22 protein-coding genes and 2 tRNA genes are annotated in these 16,135 nt (G+C 37.5%); all 24 read right to left on the bottom strand.

Annotated features, from left to right (window positions below):
• Nucleotides 1–112: 112 nt before the first annotated feature.
• The 24 genes from QME58_06175 to QME58_06060 all read right to left on the bottom strand — a co-directional run bounded on the left by QME58_06175 (nt 113) and on the right by QME58_06060 (nt 16,122).
• Nucleotides 113–196 (bottom strand) — tRNA-Leu (locus tag QME58_06175).
• Between the two features lie 91 nt (nt 197–287).
• Nucleotides 288–359, bottom strand: a tRNA-Lys gene (locus QME58_06170).
• 189 nt (nt 360–548) lie between these two features.
• Entirely contained in the window at nt 549–821 is a 273-nt protein-coding gene (locus tag QME58_06165) for a hypothetical protein (GenBank protein ID MDI6803416.1), read from the bottom strand.
• Between the two features lie 54 nt (nt 822–875).
• Complete coding sequence (locus tag QME58_06160; protein ID MDI6803415.1) at nt 876–1,568, bottom strand: ABC transporter ATP-binding protein; 693 nt, start codon at nt 1,566–1,568, stop codon at nt 876–878.
• Between the two features lies 1 nt (nt 1,569).
• A complete protein-coding gene (locus QME58_06155) occupies nt 1,570–2,799 on the bottom strand; it encodes an ABC transporter permease (protein ID MDI6803414.1) in 1,230 nt (409 codons plus the stop codon).
• Complete coding sequence (locus QME58_06150; GenBank protein MDI6803413.1) at nt 2,799–4,013, bottom strand: ABC transporter permease; 1,215 nt, start codon at nt 4,011–4,013, stop codon at nt 2,799–2,801. The genes QME58_06155 and QME58_06150 overlap by 1 nt, the downstream gene beginning before the upstream one ends.
• 40 nt (nt 4,014–4,053) lie before the next feature.
• Nucleotides 4,054–4,683 carry a hypothetical protein gene (locus QME58_06145; GenBank protein ID MDI6803412.1) on the bottom strand — a complete coding sequence of 210 codons (630 nt, stop codon included), beginning with the start codon at nt 4,681–4,683 and terminating at the stop codon, nt 4,054–4,056.
• A 41-nt stretch (nt 4,684–4,724) separates the two neighbouring features.
• Nucleotides 4,725–5,832 (bottom strand): peptide chain release factor 2 gene (gene prfB / locus QME58_06140; protein MDI6803411.1). Its coding sequence is split into 2 segments (ribosomal slippage): nt 4,725–5,762 and nt 5,764–5,832, totalling 1,107 coding nucleotides; the frame shifts between segments, so codons are not numbered across the junction.
• Nucleotides 5,833–5,840: 8 nt separating this feature from the next.
• Nucleotides 5,841–6,059, bottom strand: coding sequence for a type II toxin-antitoxin system Phd/YefM family antitoxin (locus tag QME58_06135; GenBank protein ID MDI6803410.1), 219 nt, complete (start codon nt 6,057–6,059; stop codon nt 5,841–5,843).
• Nucleotides 6,059–6,454, bottom strand: a complete 396-nt coding sequence (locus QME58_06130; GenBank protein ID MDI6803409.1) for a type II toxin-antitoxin system VapC family toxin — start codon at nt 6,452–6,454, stop codon at nt 6,059–6,061. Before QME58_06130 ends, QME58_06135 begins: the two co-directional genes overlap by 1 nt.
• A complete protein-coding gene (locus QME58_06125; GenBank protein ID MDI6803408.1) occupies nt 6,451–6,780 on the bottom strand; it encodes a hypothetical protein in 330 nt (109 codons plus the stop codon). The genes QME58_06130 and QME58_06125 overlap by 4 nt, the downstream gene beginning before the upstream one ends.
• A gap of 3 nt (nt 6,781–6,783) precedes the next feature.
• Nucleotides 6,784–7,215, bottom strand: a complete 432-nt coding sequence (locus QME58_06120; protein MDI6803407.1) for a DUF86 domain-containing protein — start codon at nt 7,213–7,215, stop codon at nt 6,784–6,786.
• Entirely contained in the window at nt 7,196–7,606 is a 411-nt protein-coding gene (locus QME58_06115) for a nucleotidyltransferase domain-containing protein (GenBank protein ID MDI6803406.1), read from the bottom strand. The genes QME58_06120 and QME58_06115 overlap by 20 nt, the downstream gene beginning before the upstream one ends.
• Nucleotides 7,607–7,956: 350 nt before the next feature.
• On the bottom strand, nt 7,957–8,184 hold the full coding sequence (locus QME58_06110; GenBank protein ID MDI6803405.1) for a DUF433 domain-containing protein: 228 nt from the start codon (nt 8,182–8,184) through the stop codon (nt 7,957–7,959).
• 269 nt (nt 8,185–8,453) lie between these two features.
• On the bottom strand, nt 8,454–9,095 hold the full coding sequence (locus tag QME58_06105; protein MDI6803404.1) for a class I SAM-dependent methyltransferase: 642 nt from the start codon (nt 9,093–9,095) through the stop codon (nt 8,454–8,456).
• A 310-nt stretch (nt 9,096–9,405) separates the two neighbouring features.
• Nucleotides 9,406–9,585: a hypothetical protein gene (locus tag QME58_06100; protein MDI6803403.1), complete on the bottom strand. Its 180-nt coding sequence runs from the start codon at nt 9,583–9,585 to the stop codon at nt 9,406–9,408.
• A gap of 136 nt (nt 9,586–9,721) precedes the next feature.
• Nucleotides 9,722–10,498, bottom strand: a complete 777-nt coding sequence (locus QME58_06095) for a class I SAM-dependent methyltransferase (protein ID MDI6803402.1) — start codon at nt 10,496–10,498, stop codon at nt 9,722–9,724.
• A gap of 86 nt (nt 10,499–10,584) precedes the next feature.
• Nucleotides 10,585–11,577, bottom strand: coding sequence for a DUF1028 domain-containing protein (locus tag QME58_06090; protein MDI6803401.1), 993 nt, complete (start codon nt 11,575–11,577; stop codon nt 10,585–10,587).
• 63 nt (nt 11,578–11,640) lie between these two features.
• Entirely contained in the window at nt 11,641–11,766 is a 126-nt protein-coding gene (locus tag QME58_06085; protein ID MDI6803400.1) for a hypothetical protein, read from the bottom strand.
• Nucleotides 11,767–11,827: 61 nt separating this feature from the next.
• Nucleotides 11,828–12,451 carry a chloramphenicol acetyltransferase gene (locus QME58_06080; protein MDI6803399.1) on the bottom strand — a complete coding sequence of 208 codons (624 nt, stop codon included), beginning with the start codon at nt 12,449–12,451 and terminating at the stop codon, nt 11,828–11,830.
• A 167-nt stretch (nt 12,452–12,618) separates the two neighbouring features.
• Nucleotides 12,619–13,143 carry a hypothetical protein gene (locus tag QME58_06075; protein ID MDI6803398.1) on the bottom strand — a complete coding sequence of 175 codons (525 nt, stop codon included), beginning with the start codon at nt 13,141–13,143 and terminating at the stop codon, nt 12,619–12,621.
• A 142-nt stretch (nt 13,144–13,285) separates the two neighbouring features.
• Nucleotides 13,286–14,212: an NAD-dependent epimerase/dehydratase family protein gene (locus tag QME58_06070; protein MDI6803397.1), complete on the bottom strand. Its 927-nt coding sequence runs from the start codon at nt 14,210–14,212 to the stop codon at nt 13,286–13,288.
• A gap of 6 nt (nt 14,213–14,218) precedes the next feature.
• The gene (locus tag QME58_06065) at nt 14,219–15,577 is read right to left on the bottom strand and encodes a DUF1446 domain-containing protein (GenBank protein MDI6803396.1); all 1,359 of its coding nucleotides are present in this window, start codon (nt 15,575–15,577) and stop codon (nt 14,219–14,221) included.
• 173 nt (nt 15,578–15,750) lie between these two features.
• The gene (locus tag QME58_06060; GenBank protein MDI6803395.1) at nt 15,751–16,122 is read right to left on the bottom strand and encodes a hypothetical protein; all 372 of its coding nucleotides are present in this window, start codon (nt 16,120–16,122) and stop codon (nt 15,751–15,753) included.
• Nucleotides 16,123–16,135 lie beyond the last annotated feature (13 nt).

The following is a 16,135-nucleotide window of genomic DNA, read 5'->3' as shown; positions in this document are numbered from 1 at the left end:
TCTTAAATATACAAAAAAAAGTATTCAATAAGTCAATTTTTGGAACCGCCCTTAATTTAAATTCACTAATAAGATAAATTTAAGTTTGGATAAAGTCAAGTTTTGATTTCAGTGCGCGAGGCGAGACTTGAACTCGCATGCCCTCTCGGGCGCCACCCCCTCAAGATGGTGTGTCTGCCAGTTCCACCACTCGCGCTAAACAATTTCAAAAATCAAAATTAAAAAGCCAAAATAAATTTGTTTTCAGCATTTTGACTTTATAATTTTTCACGTTTGACTTGAATTTGTGAGCCTGGGTGGGCTCGAACCACCGGCCCTCTGCTTAAAAGGCAGATGCTCTACCCCTGAGCTACAGGCTCATTCACCCCGATAAGTCGGGGGCGTGAAAATATAAGGAATATTTATATAAATTACAAGGGTTTTTTCTGTAGCTTAAAAAGCTCTGCTCGCTAACAGCCGATTTCATTCAAAAATCTTGAGAGATAATCAACAATTTTATCTACAGCAAAATCAACACTTTTATCGGTTTAAATCAAAAAAGCTGAATATTAACCCTTCGCCGTCCCGTGAACAAGCGTTTTGGGCGGTTTTTCCTTCCTCTTGTATAAAATTCCTAATGGAATAATTACACAGTACCCCAAGATAAGTAAAATCGGAGCCAAGACTAACGGGCTGAATCCTTCCACAGTTGGGACGGATAAAGCTATATATCCGATTATAATAACAAGAAGTCCGATTCCTAAGATGATATAATTTATCTTCTCTAATGGAAAAATAATTTCGGTTTTTTTGTGAACTTTCGATTTTACTACTTTTGCCATTTTATTTCCTTAATTTTTCTGTGTTAATCTAAAAAAAAATATTTTAAAAACCAATTATAGTTGAAAAAGCTTTCCATCCTCAATTCGCAAAACACGATGCGAACGATGAGCTAAATTTTCGTTATGAGTGGCTATTATGAATGTTTGCTTGTTCTCCTTATTTAAACTCTGAATAAGCGAGAATAACTCCTCCGAAGTAGCAGAATCTAAATTACCCGTCGGTTCATCAGCTAAAACAACTTTTGGTTTATTGACGATTGCCCGCGCGATTGCTATACGCTGTTGTTCGCCACCGGATAATTCGCTCGGCTTATGGTTTGAGCGCTCGGCTAAACCAACAAGTGGTAAAACCGACTTGGCGCTATTTTGGGCAGCCGTCAAAGTTTTCCCGAGAATCATTTGCGGCATCGCTACATTTTCAAGCGCAGTAAACTCAGGCAACAGATGATGAAATTGAAAAACAAAACCTACTTCTTTAGTTCGAAGTTTCGCTAAAGTTTCATCGTTGAGTTCAGAAATATTCTTCTCTCCCCAATAAACTTCTCCTTCGGTCGGTTTATCTAAGCCACCGAGTATGTGTAAAAGTGTACTTTTACCGGCACCCGATGAACCGACAATCGATACAATTTCACCCTCATAAATTTCTAAATCAATTCCTCTAAGAACTTGAAGAAAGCTATTTGACTTTTTGTCGGTAACAAATTTCTTTTGAATGTTTGAACAGCGAATAATTAATTGTTTTTCCATATTACTCCCATCTTATTGATTCTATCGGAATTATTTTTGATGCCCGCCGCGCTGGGAAATATGATGCAAGAAGAGTCAGTATCATACAGGCGGCTGTTACTGTAACAAAATCGAATAGGTGCACCTCGACCGGAATTGCCGGAATAATATAAACTGTCTGGTCGAGTGGGAATAAATGATATTGTTGTTGTAAGAATATCAAAACCAATCCTAAAATAATTCCCAACGCATTTCCGATCAGCCCGATCAGTATTCCTTCATACATAAAAATTCTTATTATGCTTTTTTGCGATGCACCCATCGATTGCAACACTCCGATGTCTCGCCGCTTTTCTATCACAGTCATATACAACGAACCCAACAAATTAAAACTAGCTACAAGGATTATCAAACTTAACAGGATGTAAGCAATATATCTTTCGATTTTCATCATCGAATATAAATCGGAATGCAAATCGTACCAAGATGATATTTCGACACCCGATGGTAGTTTTTTTAGAAGATTTGATTTGAAAGATTCCGATTTATCAAGATCTATCAGCCGGGCTTCCACACCAGAATACCGTCCACTCATCTCGAATAAGTTTTGTGCCGATTCAATTGAAATATACGCAAATTGCGAATCGTACTCCTTATTATTCGATTCGTAAATACCAGTAACTTTGAATTTTTTTACAGCGGGTGTGCCGAAAGGTGTTAACGCTGCGGAGAAAGCATACGGGCTCACAATATCCACATAGTCGCCTACAACTGCTCCCAATCTATCTGAAAGTGTCAAACCTAAAATAATTGAACTGTATTCTTTCTCATCTCTCAAATTAAAATCACCTAAAACAATTTTATCTTTTACACCCGAAACAGCGGCAATCTTTCCCTCATCTACTCCTCTGATATATACAACTTTATTAAAAGCTTTTGAAATAATCATAGCTTTCCCGGAAATAAATGGTGAATATCCCGAAACAAGTTTTTCGTTTTTTAAAACATCCGACACACGGTTGTAATTCTGCAAATCAAGACCGCTGCTTTGTTCAATTCGGATGTGAGGATCGAAGCCGATTAAAATTGATGTAACAATTCCGGTAAAGCCGTTGAAAACCGACATCACAATCAGTAAAGCTGCAACTCCCACAGTAATTCCGATTATTGAAATAAAACTGATGATTGTAATGAATTGAATTTTTCGTTTCGAAGCGAGATATCTTCGTGCTATAAAATTTTCGAACCGCATCAACGAAACCTCAGAGTTGTTACGGCATCTAACTTTGCAGCAGCTTTTGAGGGCAGTAATGATGAAACAAAGCAAAGCAATAATACTATCGCACTTACTATTACAAAATGATCCCATTTCAATAAAATTGGAACAGTGCTCATAAAATAAATATCGGACGGAAGAGAGAAAAATTTGAATTCAAGTTGTAAATAACATAAAGCAAAAGCTAATAGATTACCTACCGCAACGCCAATGCCGGCAATAAACATACCCTGAATTAAAAATATTTTTTGAATATCAGAGGCACTTGAACCCAACGACTTCAGTATTCCGATATCTTGTGTTCGTTCTAAAACCATCATCAACAGAGTGCCGATGATGTTCACGATTGCTACTATTACAATCAATCCTAACAGTATGGGGGCCGGTTTTTTTTGCAATTCAATCCAGGCAAAAAGGTTACGATAAAGCTGAGCGGCAGGAAGAACGTTATGCGGATACTCTAAAACTTCCCGAATCTGATTTGCTATTGTTGTCGCTTTAGGAATACTATCCACAACGACATCAAAGCCGAGAATACTTTCGGCGAGTCCGAAGAGTCGCTGAGCATCGGTAAGATGTGTGAACGCATACAAGTCGTCGTACTCAGCCATCCCCGATTCGAAAATCCCAGCTACAAAAAAAACAGAGGCTCGCGGTTGATAGCTGACTTGTCCCGATGGTAAACCGAACACAATTACTTTATCGCCAACACCAACATCCAACTTACGGGCAAGCTTTTTTCCGATAACAATTTCTGATTTGTCAGATTTATTGTTCGAGAGATATTTCCCTTCTTTGATGTACGATTGAATATTCGTTGGGTCGGTTTCTACTTCGATACCCTTCAAAAAAATTCCATCAACATTATCACCTGCGCGAATCATTGCTTCTTTTGCAACGAAGGGCGAGATGCTTTGTACGTCAGGAACTTTCTCTTTCACTAAAGCAATTGATTTCTGATAATTGAAGAGAGGCTGACCTTCAAATCCTACCACTTGGATATGCGACATAAATCCGAAAACTTTTTCTTTAATTTCTTTTTCGAAACCTCCCAATATCGAAAGTGTGATGATGAGAGCCGCAGTTCCCAACGTAACACCGACAATCGAGAAGCCGGTGATAAACGAGATGAACCTCGATTTGCGGCTTGATGCGATGTATCGTTTAGCTATGAACCATTTATAAGACATTAAGACGATTAAAAATGCAAAATTAAAAATTAAAAAATATTTATATAAAATATAAGAACAAGCCGGTTAGTGCAATTGTCCCGCCTGCCATTGCGTGTGAAAACTTTTCGGCAAAGCTACGTTTGATTAACTGAAAACCCGCATAACCTAACAGACTTTGTCCGACCATCATTATGAGTGTAACTGCTCCAAAAACTCCGGCTACTGTTGCGATGCCCGCCCAACCGTAAGCAGTTGCTAAAAACATAAGCGGGATTAGAGGCTCGCAAGGACCGAGAACGAATACTGCAAATAAAGTCCAAACAGTTACAACTTTCTTTTTTGATAAATCGGGCATGTGTGAATGGTGATGCCTTGCATGTTTCAAACCCCATAAAGCATAAGCGACACCGAAACCGATGAGTAAATAAACACCGATTTCACCGCGTGTTGATTCGACACCTTCAAGATGAATCGAAGCAACTCCAGCTAAAATTCCGATTGCACCTAAAATTATTGAAGAACCAACATGCCCGAGCCCCGCTATAAAAGCGACTAACGAGAGACGCGATTTAGTCCATTTTTGTGCTTTGCCAATCATTACGAAAGGAAGCCAGTGGTCGGGGGCGAATGCGTGAACTATTCCAATTGTTATTGTTGATATGATTAATGCTGAGAATGAATCTGCCATACTTATTACCAAGTTTGTTTTACAAATTAAATATATATTTTTTAAATAGCTTTTCTTCCGAACTCCATCAAATAACCCTTGATAAACTCATCAATGTCGCCGTCCATTACAGATTGAACGTTACTTGTTTCTACATCTGTGCGATGATCTTTTACCATATTGTAAGGATGAAAAACATAAGAACGAATCTGACTGCCCCACTCGATTTTTTTCTTTGTGCTTTCAATTACGCTAAGGCGCGCCTCTTCTTCTTCTTTCCTTAACTGGTAAAGTCGGGACTTTAACATCTTCATCGCGCGTTCTTTGTTTTGGAACTGAGAGCGCTCCTGCTGACACGCAACCACGACGCCGCTTGGAAGATGACGTATCCTGACGGCTGTTTCAACTTTGTTAACATTCTGTCCACCTTTTCCACCAGCCCGGTAAGTGTCGAACTCAAGGTCGGCGGGGTTGATCTCGATCTCAACGTCATCTTCAATTTCGGGATACACAAATACCGAAGCGAAGGAAGTATGCCGGCGTGCATTAGAATCGAACGGAGAGATACGCACTAATCGATGTACTCCGCTTTCGGCTTTGAGATGCCCGTAAGCAAATGAACCTTGAACTTCTATGGTAGCGCTTTTAATTCCGGCGCCATCACCTTCAAGTTCATCTAAAAGAAAAGTTTTATAACCTCGCTTTTCACTCCAGCGTAGATACATTCGCAGAAGCATCTCAGCCCAATCCTGAGCTTCGGTACCACCGGCGCCGGAGTGTATAGTGAGAATGGCGGTTTTATTATCATCCTCACCGCTGAGCATATTGCGAAACTCCAATTCAGAGGTTAGGTTTTCGACAAGATAGATTTCAGAATCGATTTCTTTTTCATACGATTCTTCAGCCGATTCTTCGGCAAGTTCGACCAAAGTTTTTAAATCGGAGAGTTTGTGTACGATGTTCCGCCAGGATTCAATCCACTCCTTTTGTGTGCTAATTTGCTGCATTACTTTTTGCGCGGCGATGTTGTCGTTCCAGAAATCCGGCGAGTGGCTTTTATTTTCTAACTCAGAAACTTCTTTTTCTTTTGTATCGAGGTCAAAGATACCCCCTGAGGTTCGTGAGGCGTTCTGATAATTGTTTTATTTTTTCTTTTTGATTTTCAAACATAAAACTTTTTACCGCTTTCTACTTTCTCTAATAATCTTGATAATTTCATCAGTATCAATTTTTAAATCTATCCCATCAACTTCTAGTGGAGATGAATTATTATTTTCTGGTTTCAGGACAAATATCCGACCATCTTCACGTTTTATTTTCACTATACCTTTTTTCTTTGATTGTTCCAATAATCGTTCTAGATTTTTCTTAGCTTTTGTAACACTATACGTATTCATTATTTTACCTCAACAATTTTTACATTTAATTTCTGGGCATTCCGAAGCAATCCTTTATCTAATGATAGCAAAGGATAAGCGTTCGATAAAGCACCACAGATAACATAAGCATCATATGCATAAATTCCAAGCTTATAGGCAATTTTTAAAGCTTGATTGAGGTCGATCTCTATCCACATAAGAGAGATACTCTCAAATATATTTAATGCTCTCATAGCTTGCTCAAGTGTAACCCGTTTCCGCTTTAACATTAAAGAAAAGGCGTTGCCAACTTCCCATTTTATGGATTCAGGTGCAAAAAGATGAGCACCTCGCGTCAGATCGATTAATTTTTGTTTTTCAGGTTCATTTGCTATCACAGCTATAATCGCTGATGTATCAATAACAATATTCATAATTCAATTTTTTCTTTTATTTCAATTTTCATTCTTAGCAAAGCTGAGCTTAATGTTTTACCCTGTGCATCATTTTTCAGCGACACAGTTCCGCCGCCGCCGAGCGACTCGTAAAGCAAGAAATTAATCGCCCCTAAATTTGGGAGGTCGAAACGTTCGACCCTGCCTAAACAAATTCCTTTAAAATGTTCTTTCACTTTTTCAGCAGTAACGTATTTCTGAATTATATCATAATACTCGGGTTTCCGTGCAATAAGCCCGATATTGGCAGTATCGCCTTTGTCGCCGGAACGGCTGTGGCATATTTGTGATAAAGTGATAAGCATTATTTATATTTTATACCATTTTCTTAATTGTAAAACAAACTTCTTAAAATCTTCCAGATGGAATCGCAGTATTTCTTCTAATATTTTAGTATCGACTTGAAGATATTCGTGTACTAAAACATTTCTTAATCCAGCCATTAATTTGATTTGCTTGGCTAACGATTTTGTAATTATTCCCTGGTCATAAAGTTTTTGTGGTATCTCTTTATATGCTTTCCATCCATTTTCTTTATAGTCTGAAAGAATGTGCGAACCAACATCCAAAATTGCCTGAATCGTTACTTGCAAGCCTCTCTCTATCGTCCATTGTAATGATTTATCGGCAGCAATCTTGTTCGACTTTACATTTTTGTATTGGTAGAGCTCGATGTAGTTTTGTTCGATTGTTTTAATAGCTGTAATTATGTATTCCGGCTTAACCATGCGCTGCTTCATTAAAAATATATTTTCCTTGGATTTTCAGGATGTGCATCATATCATCATACTCTCTCAGAGTTTTTATACGTAAGTTAACGTAAAAATTATCATCACGACAGATTAGCAGCTTACCAAATGATAAAATATCATGGATAATTATTGGAGACGCTGTATTCATATTTACTACATCTACTTCATCAGTCTCTAATGTGCCACACACATCATTTAATAATTCAAGATGATGTTTTAAGGGCGGTTCCTTTTTGTAATAAACAGCCACATCTACATCGCTAAATTTATGTGTTTTACCTTCTGCGATTGACCCGAAAAGATATGCCAAGATAATTTCCTGTTTGTGCGAGAATAAATTTGTTAACTTTTTAATTATTTCCTGCTTTTTGTACTTCATCTATAAATTTAAAATTCTCTAATTCGGATTTTACTTTTTGTAATCACTACAAATTTGTGCCGTGTTTCTGTCATAAATTTTGGTAACACATTTTTTACATTTTCCACAACCTTGATAAAATCTTCTTTTTCATACTGTAGGAAAATTATGTCAACATTTGGAATTTTATGCGCAAAAACCCATTCACCAAAGTCTTTATCTTCTGTATTAAGATACCGTTTAATGTTTTTACTAATTCGAGTATATCTTTATCGTCTTTGCCCGGGTGTCTTTCAGCAATCGAGAGAATTTCAAAACCTGCCTCACGGGCACAACAATCAAATTAAAATCAATATTTTCATCAGTAATAATCAATGACTCTCTATCATCTCTTCACTGGCAATCACAGAAGCGGCATAATCGATTGTCGCTAAAATATCGTCTTTAGTAATATTCTGATACATCGAAGTAATTTCATCCATTGTATACCCTGATGAAAGTTTTCGTAATATTACTTCAACTGTAATTCGTGTGTTTTTAATGATCGGTTTACCCAACATTACATTTGGGTCGCAAACGATTCTTTCCTCATGATTCATAATGTTCCTTTTACGCTTAGTTTACATCTAAAATTAAGAATTATAGCGTTAAAAACAAAATGGGAAAAAGATAGTTATTAGTTTTGAGTTATTAGTTGCTGGTGATAGTTAATTTTTTATTATCATTTGTTTTGGTATGCTTAACATCATTTATAAGCAACATTTACTATCGACTATAAACCGAAGAACTGTAACTAAAAACTAAGAACTAAGAACTAAATTTATACTCCCTAAAAAATAAAATAGATATACCGGTAAACCTTATACCCTCACTTTTTCAGCAACATCGATAATAGTCTTGGAACCTGGTTACTCTCTTTTTCATCGAACCAGTCTTTGAGAATGATTTTTTTAAATCCGGCAATCACACCGGCTTTTATGTAATCTGTTTTTGAATGGTAGTAGGAATCGATTTCTACTAATGTGTTACCATCAAGTTCAGTAAACCTCGCCTTTGTCCCTTTTTTCTGTTTATCGGGATGAAGTTCACAAACAAATAGTTTTTCATTTTTTCTCAAAACTCTGTATGCTTCTTTGAAAACAAAATTAATTTTTTCGATATGTTCCAATACCAAATTTATTGTTACAACATCGCAGCAATCATTCGGAAAGAACCATTTTTTGGTTATATCATGCCGAACAAATTTTACATTCACACCTGTAATTTTTTGGCGTGCTATATTAAGCATCTCCTTTGATAAATCGAATGATATAACACTTTTTGCAGTTTTCATAAGCCAGATTGTGTTTTTTCCCGTTCCGCATCCGGCTTCTATTACATCCTTGCCTTTAAGATTGACTAATATCTTCCGAATTACTTTCTTGTCCAAATCTCTTGTAGGATTTTCAACATGGTCGTAAGTTTGCGACCATTTGGCGTATGATGCTTTGACATTATTCGCAGATTTCATAAAGTAGATTTATTTAAGAGTAAGAATTGCAAGAGTACCCCCTTCCGTAACTCCCCACAGCTCCGAAAATACGATTCATTCCATGATCATGAGTAATTGAGCCCGCTAAATGTTTGTCGATATTATAAAATAGACTCGGGAAGGGGACGGCTGAATATTTATTTTCTTCGTTTTGGGATATCAAAGAAACTGATAAAACTAAGAACAGCATTATGTTTTTTATCGCTTTATACTTCATTACGTAACAATTGTTCATGTGGGACAATCCACTTTGACATGATGATTATAGATTCGGCGAATAAAGACTTACTTACATCTGCGCTATCTGTATGAGGTTGCCGCAAGTATAATCGAATATGGCAACGGTTGCAGTGCCCAAAGGTATACCTTGTTTGAAAAGAGATTCCTGGAATGTTTTGGCAGCGGGATTTTCGTTCGGCTCAAGGAGTAATTCAGTACCGTCCGGTTCTTCGTGTGAAACGACTGTCAACCATTTGAATTTTCCAATAGGTATCTCGGTTTTTTAACAAAGCCCAAAACCTCAGTATAAACTTGAGTGCTTTGTCCTGACCATTTACAAATACGTTATTTAATTTTATCTTCAATGTGAGGTTCCTTTTATATACTCATTTTGTTTTTAAAAGCCAGAGGGCTCCTTCTATTTGATTTTTCAAAACATCGCATTCCTCAGCTTGCAAATCTATATATGATTTAACTTCATTTTCCAACTCAGGGTACAGTGCAATTAATTCCTTCCCCCTCTTTTCAATCAGATGGTGATATTCATAATTTATCTGACTGCTCAATTCGTTTGTATTGATTTCCCCGAGTAATTTATCATCATAAAAAGTCAGCTCGCGGATTGTCTCTTCATGATTTCTGTAATGTCCGTAACCTTTTCGTGAAATACTTTTACCATCTCTTAAATATCCATCATCGATAATCATATATCCGCCGGACCTAACCTGAGTCCGCAATTGAGCAACGGTATTTTGAAGCGATCCGAATACCCCTCCCACAGCAGCAAGTATAACAATGTCATAATCGTGTTCAACTGATACATAGTCAAAAATATCCTGCTCGATGAATTCGCATAAATGAGATACGTTATACTGATGTGCTTTTTTATTCGCCTCTTCAAGAAATTGTTTCATTGCATCTATGCCAACCACTTTAAATCCGTATTTTGCGGCTATCTGAATAGATACAGCTCCCTTGCCGCAGCCCAAGTCGAGTACTTTAGTTTTATCTGAATGTAATTTAAGTTCCCCGATTAATATAATTATCTGCTCACCCGAGCTTCCCATAACCCAGAGATCCTGAAGCAGGAACGGCATATAAGGAAGAAGACGTTCGTTTGTTTCTAAAGAGTTAGCAATTGATTTGTTTGACTGTTCAGACAATATTTAAATAATCCTGATTATTTTGTGTGTATTTAGTTTTTACGTTTACTCAGAAAATTGTAAAAGCTATTTTTGCAAATAGGGTTTTAATTTTTAATATTCTCCTCTATCAAGCGATTGAACTTCGGGTTTTTATGCAAGCCCTTCAAGTCGTTATCACCGGACGCCTGCTTTTTGAGTTTTGGATTCAATGTGAGTGCTTCCTCAAGGACCTTCAACGCATCGTCTATTTTACCGGCAGCCAACCTGATAACAGCAAGGTCATATAAAACTTCAGGATTCTCTGGAGCTATTTTTCCTGCGTGTTCCATAAATGGCAGGGCTTCTATAAATTTCTTTTGTGTAAAAAGTGTCCAAGCTTCATTCCAGGAATAATTCATTTGTGCAAAGTTCAGTAAACGTCCCAACTCCACGAATGGCTCGGTATGGTCGTCAACACGGATATCTATTGCCCGATCATTATAACCACCATAGCCGGCTTTTTCTTTTACGACCAATAATGCGGCAGATTGTTTTCCTCTGGAGTCGCCACCGTGATTCTCGCCAGCTAATAGCGCCGCGTACATCCGTTCTGCTAAAGTGCCTTTCAATTTTAAAAAGGTTTCTTCCATTGCAGTAACAACATTTTCGCCGGTTAAAATATTCCCTTGAATTGCATAATCTTTACCGTTTCTGCCACCCGCCCAAGGAAGACAGTCCGTTCCTGTATAACTTGCCGATTTCCCATCGGCAGCTACGATACCGAACTGTCGCCGCTTCGGGTCGTCGTCCTTCCTTATTAAAATTCCGACAACCTCATCGGGTGTGGCTCCCTTCTCTAAAAGCTCCAAGCCACGCCAACCGAAAGTTGTATTTGCAAATGATTGTGTTGCTACAGCACCAACACCGGATTTTGCCCAAGGCACAACCGCTCCGACAGCAAAAAATCGGGACGCGACTGCGACACCTAATTCTCCGGTTGCAGAATCCCGCGCAACTATTGAGAATGTGGCGATAGCATTATCTGCTGATGTCTGTGTGTATAATGGAGATTGAAAGAATATAATCGAGATGATTAAAACATAAATATTTATAATCATTGTTAAAATTCTCCTATGATTTTTTAAAATTATCAAAGACGGCACACTATCGGGCAAGTCGTGTTAGGACTTTTGGTACCCGGTCTTTTTTATTTCTTCCTTCTTATCTCTCTTCGCGGCTTTTTTTTCTTTCATAGATTTTGCCGGTTCTTTTTTGCTTGACTTCTTAGTGACTAGACCTTTGCTCATGATTTTTTCTCCTTATGTTTTTAATTTACGTTAACGATTATCAATTAGAAAAACAAATTGCCTATTCATCCAACAATTTTTGAAATAATTCTAAATATTTCCCGACATGCAAACCATCAACCAGAGCGTGGTGGGCGTGAATAGCTATGGGTAATAATTTTCTGCTGTTCTCTTCAATAATTTTCCCGAAAGCAATTTTGGGAACAGAATCTTTCAGCGAAAAACGACGGGGGTGAGACACTCCGCTAAAACTTATCCAAGGAACAGTAGTGTAATGTATGACATTCTCACCTGAATATGCTGGCATCAACCGGTTATCGTTTTTAACTCTTTCGATTTCCTGCTTTGCATTTTCTGTAAATGGCGGAAGGTTATCATTATATTTGATAAAAGAAAAACCGAACGTTCCGTTTTCTCTTAAAACAGTCGCCGCTGCATGAATAACATCGTAACAATATACATCCTCTCCCTCAATCCTGTATTTAAATTCCTCAATTTGATTGACAGACTTTAAAGATAGATACAAATAATAAATAAAAAACGGGATGTTGAGTTCTTTCGATTTTCTGTAAGCATTTGTGCAATCGACATTTGTGGTTATCCCCCAGAAGGGTTCATCGTAAGTCTTAAAAAACTTGTAGTGTTCTTTTCGCACCCAGTTGTCTATGTCAATTTTATTTTTCATTATTGCTTCACTTATTCCATTATTTTTATTACACGAAGATCACTGAGAATACACGAAGTTACTCGAAGACCCTTTGTGGTTCTTCGTAAAATATTTTTTTTGCTACAACCGCAATATCCATGTAGCACAGTATCCTGGCTTCGCTGTCTTCTTGAATATTACGACATTTACAACAAAAATGAAACTATCTTTCTGCAATACTTTTCAAGTTCGCTTTTATCAATTACGTCTAAATAATTATCGTTGATAATCCTGAACTGCCTCATGTATTCTGTGCTCACATATTCCCTGATTGATTTACCTTCTTCAGTCAGTTGCTCTTTTTGTTTTTCTTTTATGGTAGCATAGAATATTTCAGCTTTTCCACCCAAAGAAACGACTTCGGGGGGTATTACCCCAAATGTAGTAACTGATATGATTATTTTCTCGTTAAACATTTTTGCATCGACAAGAATCTCAGTATTGAAATCAGAATTCTCAACAACAAGCATTCCTCTTTCATTTAACGCCTGTTTAAAACTGTTAATTACTGCTCTATCCAAATCGGATGGTGAATCGCTTTCGGCAATCATAGCAACATTTACTTTTAGAATATTTGTCGTTTGCGAATGTGAGTAGGAATTAAGGAAGGAAACCGTGAGTAAAATAATTAAGGAGAATCGGAAAACAGAGAAAAATATTTTAGTAAACATAACGCACCTCATTTAGTTAATTGAACAATAGTTATTTAGAGAGATGGTATAAAGCTATTGATATTTCTTCCTTAAATTATTTTTATTCAAATTCCGATTAAAATATAACGCTTTGAAATTACGAAGTCAAATTGTTTCATCATTATTTTTTTGTTTGCTGAATTGTCAGTTTTACACCCTCTTGATAGGTTGTAGTTTTAAAGTTAAATCGTTTATCGAATTTACTCGAATCAAAATAATAATCCCTATCGTATTGATACATCATTTCAGGCATCTCTTTCATTATTGGAATGAATAAACCGAGTATTTTTAACAACCACATCGGTAATATAGAAACCTTGGTTTCTACATTCAATTCCTTGGCAAACAACGCTATCATTTCTTTACCTGTTAAGGTATTTTTATCGGTGGGCAAATGCCACACTTGGTTGTATGCGTCAACAGTGTTTCCCAATAGTGCAGTAGCCTTGGCTGCATCGGGTGTATAAGTAAAGGAATGTTTTTTATTTTCATCAATGAACCAATTGGGTTTCTTCCCTTTTTTCATGTTTTTGTAAACCACTTCAATTAAAAAACTTTTATCATTATTAGGTCCATAAAAATCAGCAGAACGAGCAATTAGTGCAGTTATTTTTCCGGATTTTACATCATTTAAAAGCATGTCGGCAATCTCTTTTCTAACCGCACCTTTTTTACTTGGTGGGTTTATGACTGAACTTTCAGTCATGTGCGGGATAGCATTTGTATCATACATGTAAACATTATCAAAAAATACTAATTTTGCTTTGTGCTTAATACAAGCATCTATTGCTGCACGCATGAGTTTGGGCCATTTATCTTGCCAAACTTTTATTTTGTAATCAAATCCAACTAATAGATAGACAACCTCCGAACCTTCAATAGCTTTTTCTACCTGACTTGCATCTGATAAATCGGCTGGGAATAATTCATCTGTTTCATTTACTTTTTTTGGATTGCGACTTACTAATCTTATTTGATTGGTGTAAGCCGTTAATTCTTTTGCTAATACAGAACCTATTGTTCCGTTTGCACCTAAAATTGTTTGCATATTAACTCATATCTTCTTCATTGTAACTACCGGCTTTATCTCACTCTTTGCAATCAGCGCGGGCCAGTATGCTATTACCTCATCAGGTTTTGGTCTGCCGCCGGCAAAACCTGTAACACCGGGTGGTCCTGTTAGTATTAATGGTGCAAGCCCTTTGCCAAACCTTTCCACAGCTGAATGACTATGACTTCTTACTCCGATGCGAAGCACAACTTCGTTAATAACATTCGGCATCTCAGCAATCGTTCCGTGGCAGGAGTTCAATCCTAAATATTCTGTCCTAATCTCATCAAACTTTAAACCTAAATCGCTGAGACGTGTGCGAAGGATTTCGTCGGCTTTTTGTGCTTTCTCAAGTGCATCGGGATAAGCATACGTGAGCGTACCAATTGCTGTATAACCATCGAGGTAAGCCATAGAAACTTTGTAAGTATCGGTGGCTGGGTTGCCTTTTACACCGAACATACGCACACGGTCTTTGCCAATCTGCTCAATTTGAATCGTAGTAAAATCGGCGACAACATCGGGAGTTATGTAGTTAGCAGGATTTCCAATTTCGTAAAGCAATTGTTCTTTTACAGTCTCTACCGTAACCATACCGCCTGTGTTTTCGTGTTTGGTTATAATGACTTCACCGTTTGGATAAGCCTCGGCAATCGGGAAGCCGATGTGTGCAAGGTCGGGAACTGCACGCCAATTACCGCTGAAATTTCCCCCGCTCGCTTGTCCGCCACACTCGAGAATATGTCCGGCAACAGTGCCGCTTGCGAGTTTACCCCATTCGTTTTCATTCCAGCCGAATTCGTAAATCATAGGGGCAAGCGTCAGTCCTGTATCTGTCGTCCTGCCTGTAATTACAATGTCGGCATCTTGGCGGAGTGCTTCCGCAATCGGAGCGGCGCCAAAGTAAACATTTGCCGCTGATATTTTTTGCCGCACGCTCTCGATTGATTCACCCGTTTCCATATTATTGAATTTGATGCCCCGCTTTTCAAACTCATCTAACTTATCAAGTATATCGTCGCCGTGCACAATCCCGATTTTTAAATTATATCCCTTTTTCTTTGCACATTTTAGAATGGCATCGCTGCAAGCAGAAGGATTTACACCACCGCCGTTAGTAATAATCTTTATATTTTTTTCTATGCAGGTAGGGAGAATCTGCTCGATGAGATGCACAAGGTCTTTGGCATAACCGAGTTCCGGGTTGCGTTTCTTCTGCTTTTGCATTATGGACATAGTAACTTCAGCTAAAAAGTCCATCATGATATAATCAATCGGACCTTTAGTTACTTGATCCATCGGAGCAGTTTGCAAGTCGCCCCAGAAACCTTGCCCGGAAGCTATGCTGATTTTGTTTTTCATTTTATTTACTCTAATATTTTGAGTATCAATATAAAAAACTAAAACTCAAAACCTAAAAACCTCAACCCTACTTTGCCGTAGGGTGAGGCATTGGTCAGTCTGTTTATTTAGCTTTTATGCCAACTTAATATTTGCCATTTCTGATTTTCGCCAATCTTAAAGAAGATTGAATGTCAGTTTGTTTTTCCGTTATCTACATTTTTTGTTTGTAAAACCAGATAGGCATTTTGTTGATTGTCCGGCAGCCATATATGAACATATCCAACTTCAGCTTCTTTCCCTTCGATGAATATTTCTTTTTTTGAAATATTTCCCAATACTTCAAATATATTTTCGTAAATATTGTTGTAGATTACGTATGCTTCAGGAAAAATATTCTCTCTGAATCCGGCATAATCTTTACCTTGCAAGATTGATGTAACCATTAAAACGAGCTGCTCTCCAAGCTCAGAACTTTTTTCGTTTTTGTTATCATTGCCGATCAGTGGCAACGAAAACATAATTGAAGAAAACAATACGACGAGAATTAATGCTGTCCTTTTCATATTTACCTCATTT

This window comes from Bacteroidota bacterium, from assembly GCA_030017895.1.
Classification (GTDB): domain Bacteria; phylum Bacteroidota; class Ignavibacteria; order UBA10030; family BY39; genus JASEGV01.
Note: the sequence above shows the minus strand (reverse complement) of the source record. Positions and strands in the feature narration are given on the sequence as shown.